At 55.9% G+C, this 10,612-nt stretch carries 7 protein-coding genes; 2 read left to right on the forward strand and 5 right to left on the reverse strand.

Annotation, left to right across the window (positions count from 1 at the left end):
* Nucleotides 1-351: 351 nt before the first annotated feature.
* The 3 genes from NITLEN_RS16380 to NITLEN_RS16390 all read right to left on the reverse strand — a co-directional run bounded on the left by NITLEN_RS16380 (nucleotide 352) and on the right by NITLEN_RS16390 (nucleotide 3,762).
* A complete protein-coding gene (locus NITLEN_RS16380; RefSeq protein WP_121990718.1) occupies nucleotides 352-1,380 on the reverse strand; it encodes a zinc-binding dehydrogenase in 1,029 nt (342 codons plus the stop codon).
* Nucleotides 1,381-1,575: 195 nt separating this feature from the next.
* Nucleotides 1,576-2,505, reverse strand: a complete 930-nt coding sequence (locus NITLEN_RS16385; protein WP_121990719.1) for a PhzF family phenazine biosynthesis protein — start codon at nucleotides 2,503-2,505, stop codon at nucleotides 1,576-1,578.
* An 18-nt stretch (nucleotides 2,506-2,523) separates the two neighbouring features.
* Complete coding sequence (locus tag NITLEN_RS16390; protein WP_121990720.1) at nucleotides 2,524-3,762, reverse strand: hypothetical protein; 1,239 nt, start codon at nucleotides 3,760-3,762, stop codon at nucleotides 2,524-2,526.
* A 34-nt stretch (nucleotides 3,763-3,796) separates the two neighbouring features.
* Between NITLEN_RS16390 and NITLEN_RS16395 the strand changes: the two genes are divergently transcribed.
* Nucleotides 3,797-4,072, forward strand: a complete 276-nt coding sequence (locus NITLEN_RS16395) for a hypothetical protein (RefSeq protein WP_121990721.1) — start codon at nucleotides 3,797-3,799, stop codon at nucleotides 4,070-4,072.
* A gap of 69 nt (nucleotides 4,073-4,141) precedes the next feature.
* Here NITLEN_RS16395 and NITLEN_RS16400 read toward each other — a convergent pair whose 3' ends face one another.
* Together NITLEN_RS16400 and NITLEN_RS16405 are read right to left on the reverse strand one after the other, a co-directional pair.
* Nucleotides 4,142-6,094 (reverse strand): B12-binding domain-containing radical SAM protein, encoded by a 1,953-nt coding sequence (locus NITLEN_RS16400; RefSeq protein ID WP_121990722.1) that lies wholly within the window; start codon nucleotides 6,092-6,094, stop codon nucleotides 4,142-4,144.
* Nucleotides 6,095-6,317: 223 nt separating this feature from the next.
* Nucleotides 6,318-8,216 carry a B12-binding domain-containing radical SAM protein gene (locus tag NITLEN_RS16405; RefSeq protein ID WP_121990723.1) on the reverse strand — a complete coding sequence of 633 codons (1,899 nt, stop codon included), beginning with the start codon at nucleotides 8,214-8,216 and terminating at the stop codon, nucleotides 6,318-6,320.
* Nucleotides 8,217-9,262: 1,046 nt separating this feature from the next.
* Here NITLEN_RS16405 and NITLEN_RS17945 point away from each other — a divergent pair.
* Complete coding sequence (locus NITLEN_RS17945; protein WP_146216233.1) at nucleotides 9,263-10,450, forward strand: hypothetical protein; 1,188 nt, start codon at nucleotides 9,263-9,265, stop codon at nucleotides 10,448-10,450.
* Nucleotides 10,451-10,612: the final 162 nt, after the last annotated feature.

The raw sequence follows: 10,612 nt of genomic DNA on the forward strand, positions 1-10,612 counted from the left end.
GAGTGGACAGAACGCCGGCCGCGCTCATTCGGCTTTGATTTAGCGTAACACAATGAGAAGGGAGCACTCAAAACAGTCGAAACGAGAGGGATGAGAGATGCGAGCCTGAAAACTAGCTTCGCCTCTATAATTCAGAAGCTACGTCTGTTCAAAATGGCCTTCCGGCGAGGCCGCAGGCGAGAAACGACCGGAGGCGTAACATTCCTCACCCACCCGCCCCAAGCTGCCAGAGCAGCTTCTTCCCGAAGGACTACGTTGAGGATGCTTTCGAGGAGAGAACGCAACCGCGGAACGGCGCGTCTCAGCGCGCCGGGGCTGGGTGGGTACAAAATGAAGCCGTTTTCAGCATCCTCACACTGTCAGTACTATCTTCCCAAAGACCTTTCGGCTCAACATCTGCTCCTGCGCCGCTCTCGCTTCACTGAGCGGATAGGTGCGATCAATGACCGAGATCAGCCGCGTCTGGCCCATCAACTCAGCCACCTTCACCAGTTCAGCCCTGGTACCCATGTAGGAGCCTTTGATCGTGTACTGGCGGGAATAGACATACCGAAGATCCACCTTCACCTCCGCGCCCGTCGTCGCGCCACAGGTAATCAAGCGCCCGCCTTTCGCCAGCGAGGCTAGACAGCTCTCCCATACCTCCGGGCCGATGTGTTCGATTACCACATCCACACCATGGCCTTCAGTCAGGAGCTTCACGCGATCCGCCACTTTCTCCTTCGTGTGATTGATGACTGCATCGGCGCCGAGCACCACGGCCTTGGGAATCTTATCGTCCGATCCGACCGTCGTGATCACGCGTGCGCCGGCGAGCTTGGCCATTTGAATCGCCATGGTCCCGACGCCGCTCCCTCCGCCCATGATCAACACCGTCTCGCCATGCTGGAGACCCGCCTGGGCGAACAACATATGCGACGCGGTCACCGAGACGAGGGGAAAGGCCGCCGCCTGTTCGAATGAAAGATTCTCAGGGATGGGCAGCACGTTGCGGAACGGCACCTTCACATACTCGGCATAGCCGCCGTGCATCATCGCCCCCAGCAAGCTGTAGGAACGGCAGAAATTGTCCCGCCCCGCCAAACACTGCGCGCACTTCCAACAGCTGATCCCGGGCGAAATAAACACGCGCTGTCCGACCGTCACCAGATCGGCCTGCGCGCCGACTTGCTCCACGATCCCCGCCACGTCCGACCCTGACACATGTGGCATCGGCATGGGATACGCCGGATTCCCCTGCCTGATCCAAATATCGAGATGGTTCAATGCGCAGGCTTTGACCTTAACCAGCACCTCATCTGGGCCGATCGTCGGCGTCGGCAGCTCTTCATACACCAACTTATCCGGGCCACCATGCGCACGAAACAGAACAGCTTTCATATTCAGCTCCTTGCTAGACCACACCCTACCCTATAGAACTAGATCGGAAATAACCCGCAGAATCTTGAGGAAACGAACGGGACTAATGTGTTTGGGAAGAAGTCCCATCACACAGGCTGATCAAAACGTCATGTCACAAGGCCGCAGGGAGCCGTACGACTGAGAACGCAGTGAGATGGCGTTTTCATCAGCCTGCTAAAACTTCAGCTCGCCTTCCACCACCATCACACACTCCCCCCCAACCTTTACCTCTTGAATGACTCCGTCGCCCGAATCCACCTGGATCAGAATCCGTGAGGGCCGCTCGATCTCATAGCCCTGCTCCGAGACAATCTCGGCCGTCGGCTTCACATCGACAATGCGGTGATGCACCAGATAGGCCCCGAGCGCGCCGCTCGCACTACCGGTGGCGGGATCTTCAAGAATGCCGATGGCCGGGGCAAACATGCGGGTATGGACCGTCGAATCGGGCTCGACGGTGACCGTCGTGAAGACCATGATACCGTTGGCGCCGAAGCGGCCGCAGAAATCAGTAATGGCAGAGGGATCGGGATTGATTGATCGGATCGCCGTCAGCGTCCGGATCGGCAGAATCAGGACCGGCAATCCGGTCGAGACCACTTCAATCGGCGACTTGGCCTCGGCGACGGCGTACTTCGGAAGCCCGAGCGAAATAGCCAGCTTGTAGAAATCTTCCTCGTCCTCCACCGTATCGAGAAACTCCGGCTTCGGCTGCGACATCACCACATGCTCAATCTGCTTCCCCACCCCGCGCAATTCCACCGGAAACAAACCGATGTTGCACTCGTAGAGCAGGCGAGTGACCGCACCGGTGAGCGGCACGCGCCCGAGCTGCGCCAGCAGATAAAACGTGCCGATGACCGGATGGCCGGCAAAGGGCAGCTCCTGCGTCGGCGTAAAAATTCGCAATCGAACCACCGCCGCCTGATCGGTCGGAGGGAAGACAAAGACCGTCTCGGAGAGATTCATCTCCCGGGCGATCTGCTGGAGCTGATCGTCGGAAAGCCCGTCGGCATCAGGAAACACGGCCACAGGATTGCCGCCGAAAGGCTCGGAGGTAAAGACGTCGGCTTGGTAGAACTTCAGCGAGCGGCGATCAGGCATACTGCCCCCTCTCACCCATTAGGCAGGCCGTTGGAGTGCTTCATACGCCTGCGTCATCGGATTGCGCACATAATTCTCGATATAATTTTGCAACGAGCCATTCCGGTACAACTGCTCGTTGGCAAACCTGGTATCCACCTTATGCAGCACTTTCACCTTCACCCCGGTCTTTTCCGTGAACTGTTCCAGCGTCACGCCGGTGATGTCGCTATAGGGCCCACGGCCCGACTGCATGATGCACTTCGGCACGTGGATCACCTTCTCGGTGGTGAGCCGCCGGGCGATGTCATCGAACGTGAGCAACACCGTGCAATCAGAATCTCCGCTCAGCATGGTATTCGGCACATAGAGCACCCGGGCCTTGTTCTTCCGGTACATCGAGAGAATCTTCGAGACGCTCCAGCCCGTGACCAGCGTATCCTTCTTCTCCAATTCGAGCGAATCGAAAAGGCTGACGATCCGTTTTCTGCTCAGAAAAGCCGTGATGTAGGCCTCGGTATGGATCGTCTGCAAGTTCGGCAACGCCGCATCGTAAATCCGCAGCGCTTCCTCCGCTAGATGCTTCCGGCCCTGCCGCATGAGGCCGGCCGTCTCCTCCTTCAGGCCGCGCACCGGCGTGAGCGTGCCCATCCAGAGCACGCACTTCTGATTGATCTTGGAAATCTCCACCGCATCCTTCGACATCGTGTTGGCGTCGAACCCATAGAAATTCGCCGACGAGACCGCCGGGCCGTCGAGCACCTTCATCAGATGCTTGACCGAAGGCGCATGCGGCATGAGGCGCTGGCGATAGTCGCTCAGCGTGATGACGGAGAGCTCAAAATTGATCCGGCCGGGATACTGCGCAACCAACTGATGGATCTTCGGGACATGGACAAAGCCGACGGTAAAGAACTGGATGCTCTTGTCCGTATACTTGAGAAAGTCCTCGACCCACTCCATCGCCTTGGGATGGAGAAAGAGATCGGTCCATTCCATGAACTCGTTCCCGCCCAGACACCAGAACTGTTTCGGGTCCGTCGGTTTCTTGCTGATGTAATCGAGGATAAACTTCCAATCCGCATCGGTGGTCTTCGGCGGGTCGAGCGTTTCGCGGTAGGAGTGGTCCAGCTCGTAGCAGAACTCGCACTTCACCGGGCAATCGCGCCCGAGACTGAGCGGGATCTTCCCCGCGTCCATCTCACGACGCAATACATCGCGATAATCGTTCTTGGTAAAAATCGGAGCGGCCTGAAGCATCGGGAGGGGCATTGGCATTGATTGACGACCTTGCTCCAGCTAAAGTAAGAGAATGACTGACGAGGCAATCCCTAAAGAAATCGCCCGCGCACTGGAGGTCCTTGGGCTCACCCTCCCCGTCACCACCGAAGACCTGGAACGGGCCAAGCGCGTGCAGCTCTATACCTGGAACCCCGCTCGCTACGCGAATCTGACGAACAATCCTAAGAAGTACATGGAAGCCTACAAGAAGGCCGAAGAGATGACCTCACTCGTCGAAGCCTCGTATGCGCTCCTCTGCGCGGTGCTCGTGCCGGATGATACTCCAGACAATTCCTCCCCTTTGTAAGGGGAGGAAAGGTGGGGTAGAAATCCGGTCTCTACCTCCCCTGCCCCCTCCTTATAAAGGAGGGCAACCTCACCCCACGTCATGAGACGTCACCCGGCTCATTCCATCCTCGCCCTCTGATTGAGAAACCGGCCAAGTGACAAGGCCTGACACACCTTCCGCCGCGCCGACCGCAACCTGCTGCTTGGCGTAGATTTGCGGCAGCTTGTTCGTGCCGAACTTGGAGATGTAGAGGAACACGTGCTCGCGGGAGTTCACGCGCACCGCCCAGGGCTGGAAATCGTTTTTGTAGAACTCTTCGCACATCTGCATCGCGTCGAGGCACGACAGGGTGCTCGGCTCGTTCAGCGTGTAGTAGTAGTCCAGCGGCAGGTCGTACTCCTCCTGCTTGTGAATCGTGATGCCGAACTTCTCCGGGTTGCGCACCATCGGCGTGTGCCGGTAGGCCACGAAGTAGAAGAGTTCGACGGAATGAATCACCGGCTGGTTATCGATAACGAACTGCCGCGTCTCCAGCGCCTCGTCCTTCGTCTCGCCGGGGAAACCGTAGAAAGCCATCACATGGTTCCAGATCCCCGCCTTCGAAGCCTGGTGGAGATTATTCTGAATCACGCTCTTCTTCGCATGCTTGTCCATGAGATTCAGCACGCGCTCGTTCGCCGACTCCATCCCGTAGTAGAGCGTGCAGCAACCGGCCTTCGCCGCCAGATCCCAGACCGCCTGATCCTGTAGCGTTTCTTCAAAGCGGATGAGCGTCGTCCACTTGATCCCGGTATTCTGCTCCACCAGCAGCTGCGACACTTTCTTGAACAGCGCCGGCGGATAGGATTCGTCGCTGAAGAGGAAGTGTTTGCACTGGTACTTGTCGCGCAGCGCCGTCACCTGCTCGATCACATGTTGCGCCGTCATCCCGCGGTATTGATCGAAGTAGCCCTGCCCGTGATCGCAGAATGTGCAGCGCCCCCAGTAGCAGCCGCGCGTCGCCAGATAGGGAATGATCCGCTCCGGGACAAAATAGTGATCCAGCGGCAGGCCGTCGAAATCCGGCAGCGGCAGCGCCGCCGTCTTCTCCGTATAGACTTCCTTGCTCTGCTTCACGCCGTCGGCATGGCGATACATCAGATTCGGCACCGACTCCAGCGCCCGCTGACCGTTCAACGCCTCGATATACCAGAGCAGCGCATGCTCGCCTTCGTAGAGAATCGCCGCGTCGAACACATCAGTGAAAAACCGCTCGTGATGCGGCAGCTCTTCCTGCAACCGCGTGATGACGTTTCCCCCGACCACCACCTTGATGTGCGGGAACGTCTCCTTGATCATTTTGCAAAAGGTCATGCCCGCCAGCAGTTGCATCTGCGTGCCGATGGAGATGCCGACCACATCCGGCTTCTCTTTACTCACGGACGGCAGCACGAGCTGATTGCAGATATCACGATAGACATTCACCTGCTCGTCGTCGAGACAGGCAAAGACTTCCTTGGATACGCCCGGACGATAGCCCAGGTTGCTTTCCATCGGATAGAAGACGAGCGAGGCCGGATAGTAGGCGGCGGAGATGTACTGCATCGCCTCACGGAAGGTATTGAGCGCCAGCTCCAGCGTCTCGGCTTCGTAGAACCGTTCGCCGCGCACGACCAGCTTGGCATCCTCCGCCCGCTCGGCCAGGTCAAACACATCCACCGCATAAGCCTGCTCGATGACCGCCTTCTGATCCGTCTCCCGGTCCGTGAGCGTCCCGGCCTTTTCTTTGTCTTGCAGCGGCTTGAGCTGCATGCCGAGCCTGGCCTTCACCCAGATCAGAAACTCCATCGTGAAGAAGTGATCGTACATCTCGATGTTGATGTCCCGCTGCACGACCGTATGACCGGCCTCCCGCAGCACCGCCGTCAGCGACGGCAGCGCCAAATAGGGCGCCGTCGGCACCCACTCGGGCGGAAACAGCAGCATCACCTTCGAAGTCTTCCGATCCTCTTTCTTGATCGGAGACAAACCGTCTATCTGGACGAGTCCGGAGCTACTCATATGTTCTTTCTATTTCCCTGCTCATCACGCGTCACTTTCATTCTTCCCCCTCCTTTGTAAGGAGGGGAAGGGGAGGTAGAAGACTCAGACCTCTACCCCACCTCACCTCCCCTTACAAAGGGGAGGAATTTTGGGACCAGCTCAACTATCTCGTCGCTAGCCTCTCGCCTTCGGCCCCTTTCCCGTCCCTCTTCCCACCGGAGAGAGGTGAAGGTGAGGGGCATCACATTTTCCCAGCCAACGTCGGCGTATGCCCCGCAATCTTGGCGGCTTGATATTGCAGATCCCGCAACTTCTCCAGCCCGAACTTCGCGATATAGAGAAAAATAAATTCCCTGATATAGAGCCGCAGGTCCCAGCCCGCGTAATGGTTCTGTTCGAATTGCTGAAACACCCGCTCGGCCTCTTCGATGCTCATCCCGTTCTTCACCGTGTAGTAGTAGTCGAGCGCCAGATCCCACTCGGGGTTCTTGTAGGCCGTCACGCCCCACTTTTCCGGATGCTTCGCCACCGGGTTATGCCGGCCCAGGTCAAACGTGCCGAACCCTAGCGAATGCACATAGTCCTTGTTCTGCTCCAGGAACTCCACCGACGACCAGGCCTCTTCCTTCGTCTCGCCGGGAAAACCGAAGAAGCCCATGCAGTGGTTCCAGATACCGGCCTCCGCCGTGCGCTTGAGATGCTCGGTCATAATGGCGGTCGTCGTCGCCTTGTCCATCAGCTTCAGCACCCGCTCGTTCCCCGACTCGTAGCCGAAGTGGAGATAGCGGCAGCCCGAGTCCTTCGCATCCTGCCAGACTTGATCTTCCAACAGGCTCTTCTCGAACCGCATGTGCGTCGTCCAGGTGATGTCCATCCTGGTATCGATCAGCCCACGCGCCAGCTTGCGGAACAAAGCCGGCGGATACGACTCGTCGGTAAAATGGAAATGCTTCGCCCCGTACTTGTCGCGCAGATGCTGGATCTCCCCGAGAATGTCCTGAATCTTCTTACTCCGGTATCCGGCGGTATAGCCCTCGCCATGGTCGCAGAACTCGCAGCGACCCCAGTAGCAGCCGCGCGTCGCCAGATAAGGCAGAATCTTCGTCGGGACAAAATATTTGTCCAGCAACAGGCCGTCGAAGTCCGGCGGCGGCAGCGCATGCATGTCTTCGGCAAAACTCGTCTCCGACGTATGCACGCCGGTCTCGTCCTTATAGATCGTATTCGGCACATCGGCCAGGCTCCGCTTCGCCCCCACTGCCGAGACGAGTTGGACAAAGGCCGTCTCCCCTTCATAGACCACGGCACTGTCGAAGTATTGGAACAGCGGCGACTGCGGTAGCACATCGCGCAGGCGCGTCACCGTATTGCCGCCGATCGTCACATGGATGTTAGGGAAGTGCTGCTTGATGAGGGCACAGAAGGTCATGGTGGAGAACATCTGCTGCTGCAACACGATCGAGATGCCGATCACGTCCGGCTGAGCCTGCTCGATCGCCGGCTTCACCAGATGCTCGAACACGTCGCGGTAGATATTCACCTGGGTATCGTTCACCGCGTCGATGACTTCGGACGACACGAAGACCTTATAGGACAGATCCGTCTCCATCGGCGGCATGCAGATCCGTGCCGGAGCATAGACCATCGAAATGACTGACGTCACTTCTCGGAACACTTGAATGGCCCACTCTAACTGATCGATTTCGTAGAACACTTCCCCGCGAATAATCGCCTTCGCCTTCTCCGCCTTCTTGATCAATTCATCGATCCGCTGCCGAGTCACATCGCAGAGCGCCAACTGCAAATCCATCTCGTTGGCGTCCAGATCCCGCTTCTTGGAAAGCTTGCGGAGCCGGTCGAGCTGTTGCGGCACCCGGCGCAGGACTTTCTTCAAAAAGTCCTCGCTGAAGTACCAGTCCCACATTTCGAGGTTGATGTCTTTTTGGATGACGGTATGACCGGCCTGACGGAGGACGGCGGTGAGGGAGGGAAGGCTCAAATAGGGTTCGGAGGGAAACCAGTCCGGCGGGAAGATCAGCATGACCTTCATCTTCCTGCCGCTGGAAGCTTCGAAACTTTGACGATTCAACAAAATGAGTTCTTTGGAGGCGCGTTCACCCTTGGAATACTCTATTTTCATGGAACTCTGGTCCTTCTTCTGCCCGGCCGAGAAGAGACAGAAATAGTCAGAAAGCCAACGGGTTACAACGGAAACGTATTGTACGGGGGAGGAAGATTGAGATGCAAGAGCGGGAAGAGGCAGCTTGAAACTTCAGAAGAGTAATCGACAAAACCCAGGATGCTCAAAACGGCATCCCGCTAGGCCGCAGGTAAGTCAAAACCGGAGGCGTACCCTTGGGGTACGTTGAGGATTTTGGCGAGCCGAGAACGACGCGAGAGGTCGTTTTCAGCTTCCTGGTTGGAAGCCCGCTCGCCCTTCGATGACTCAATGCGCATATGGATCTGGTCCTTCCATCGCCCGGCTGCGAAGCGACCCGAATCATTCAAAAAGCCAAGGGGTTAGCTTGGAGAATAGGCATTGTACGAGGGGGGAAGATTCAGATGCAAGAGTGGGCGACGGAGTGGCCAGATAGTCCTTTGTGCTCGCTGAGGCCCCACGGTGTAGCGGAGGTCCCTCAATGCGCGCAATGAAGGACTATCTGACCACTCCTAAAAGAGAAAAAAGAGAGGCCCGAGGAATCAAGGCGGCTCCCCGTTTACGAAGCGTGGTTAGAGGATGCTCAAAAAGTCTGTCAGCAAGGCCGCTGGCGGGATTCTTCGCCATCCTGATTTGGAGACCCGCTCGCCCTTAGACAACTCAATACGCATGAAGGAGACTTCTCATCTATCGCACCGGCATTCGGAAGCCGAAAGAATACTAGGAGGGTTAATGCTTCAGCTTGGGTATCGCATGAGGGCGGAAGAAAGAGATGCAATAGTGGGCCGTCAGCTAGATTCGCTTGAACTGGACTTGCCTGGATACCAGATACGTCGTCAACACTTAGCGCCGCAACTCCTGACAGGCGGAAACGCAGCCCCTACAGTCATCCAGGCAACAAGCGCCTCCTTTCCTCTTGGAAAGCAGGAAAAGCCAGACCGCATATTTCCACAAGATAGACCCTCGATGGGCTAAAAACGTAGAATGTCATGGGCTTACTGCATATCAGAATACAGGGAACATCTAACATGGCTGAACAAGCGTCGCGGTACGGAAAAGAGTTTCAGGAAATTGCTCACTGCGGTGGTCAATTCACAGTAACGATCGAAACTGACGAAAATAACCGCCGCGGCATAGCATTTGGAATTCGCAACTCTCGACCAAATCCGGCAGGCCACTTCGGAGTTTACGCCATTCCCCAAGGGGTACCCGTTGGTACAATCCAGTTGGGCGGAATAGGTCAACCTTGTAATCCAGCTCCCCTATCTGACTGCCTCCCAATATTCATTGGATCAGACAGCCACGGAATGTACGGTCACCAATGTGAAAGCTGTAAGCAATATTGGAGGTCAAAGGGAGCACCATCACACTGGCGAATGACTTGCCCGTATTGTGGCCTTAGGGCGGAATGTCACTCATTTCTGACTGAAGGCCAGAGGAAATATACCTCCGCCTGTGTTGATCTTGCCATAAAGGCGATGGAATCTGATCATGATGGAGAACACGTCATAGACATGGACCAGGTTGCTGATGCCGTTGGGAAAGAAGGGCCAAAGCCAGAGTTCTACTATGCAGAAGAGACCCAACAAAATCGCTATACCTGCTCTGCATGCAACGATGTTAACGATATTCTCGGTCGCTACGGCTACTGCTCTACCTGTGGAACGTACAATGGACTGGGCGAATTGGAGAAAGACATCCTGAGCATCAAAGGCAAGATTACCGCAGGACAGGAATATGAAGATTACGTCAAGGATGCAGTTTCGGCTTTTGATAGCTATGCACGCCAAATTGCGAAGCAAATGGCAAATCGTATTCCGATGACACCAAATCGACGAAAGGAATGGGACAATAAGCTGTTCCATTCATTGAGACCACGAGCTGATGAGTTGAAGATGGTCTTTGACATTAACTTATTTGAGGGCATGTCACAGAATGATATTAATTTTGCAACTCTTATGTTTTTTCGGCGCCACGTCTATGAACATAACGGCGGCGAAGCCGATGAAAGATACCTGAAACAAAGCGGTGATACTTCGGTGCGAGTTAAACAACTTATTCGAGAGAGCAAAGAATCAGCCTTGAAAACTTCTGATCTTATTGTAGCCATCGGGAAGAATCTGCACACTGGCTTTCACAAGATTTTTCCACCCGAAGAGTTACCGTTAAAATACGAAAGCAGCCGTCAGAAAAGAATAAAACAGGGCAAGAGGTAAGATCTCCTGATGATTACGGCTGAAGAAATCATCGCAAAGATTATCTCGTTTATTACTGAAAAGATGGGGGAAGAAAAGGTGTCAGTGTGCATTCAAGATCCTAGCGCAACAGTTGGTGAAACGCATGAGCCGGACTGTGAGGACAAGAAAATGGGGACAGGC

The organism is Nitrospira lenta, assembly GCF_900403705.1.
Classification (GTDB): domain Bacteria; phylum Nitrospirota; class Nitrospiria; order Nitrospirales; family Nitrospiraceae; genus Nitrospira_D; species Nitrospira_D lenta.

Excerpts from the sequence above, each read along its gene's own strand:
- NITLEN_RS16380 (WP_121990718.1), bottom strand. The coding sequence starts at position 1,380 with ATGAAAGCTGTTCTGTTTCGTGCGCATGGTGGCCCGGATAAGTTGGTG.
- NITLEN_RS16385 (WP_121990719.1), bottom strand. The coding sequence starts at position 2,505 with ATGCCTGATCGCCGCTCGCTGAAGTTCTACCAAGCCGACGTCTTTACC.
- NITLEN_RS16390 (WP_121990720.1), bottom strand. The coding sequence starts at position 3,762 with ATGCCAATGCCCCTCCCGATGCTTCAGGCCGCTCCGATTTTTACCAAG.
- NITLEN_RS16395 (WP_121990721.1), top strand. The coding sequence starts at position 3,797 with ATGACTGACGAGGCAATCCCTAAAGAAATCGCCCGCGCACTGGAGGTC.
- NITLEN_RS16400 (WP_121990722.1), bottom strand. The coding sequence starts at position 6,094 with ATGAGTAGCTCCGGACTCGTCCAGATAGACGGTTTGTCTCCGATCAAG.
- NITLEN_RS16405 (WP_121990723.1), bottom strand. The coding sequence starts at position 8,216 with ATGAAAATAGAGTATTCCAAGGGTGAACGCGCCTCCAAAGAACTCATT.
- NITLEN_RS17945 (WP_146216233.1), top strand. The coding sequence starts at position 9,263 with ATGGCTGAACAAGCGTCGCGGTACGGAAAAGAGTTTCAGGAAATTGCT.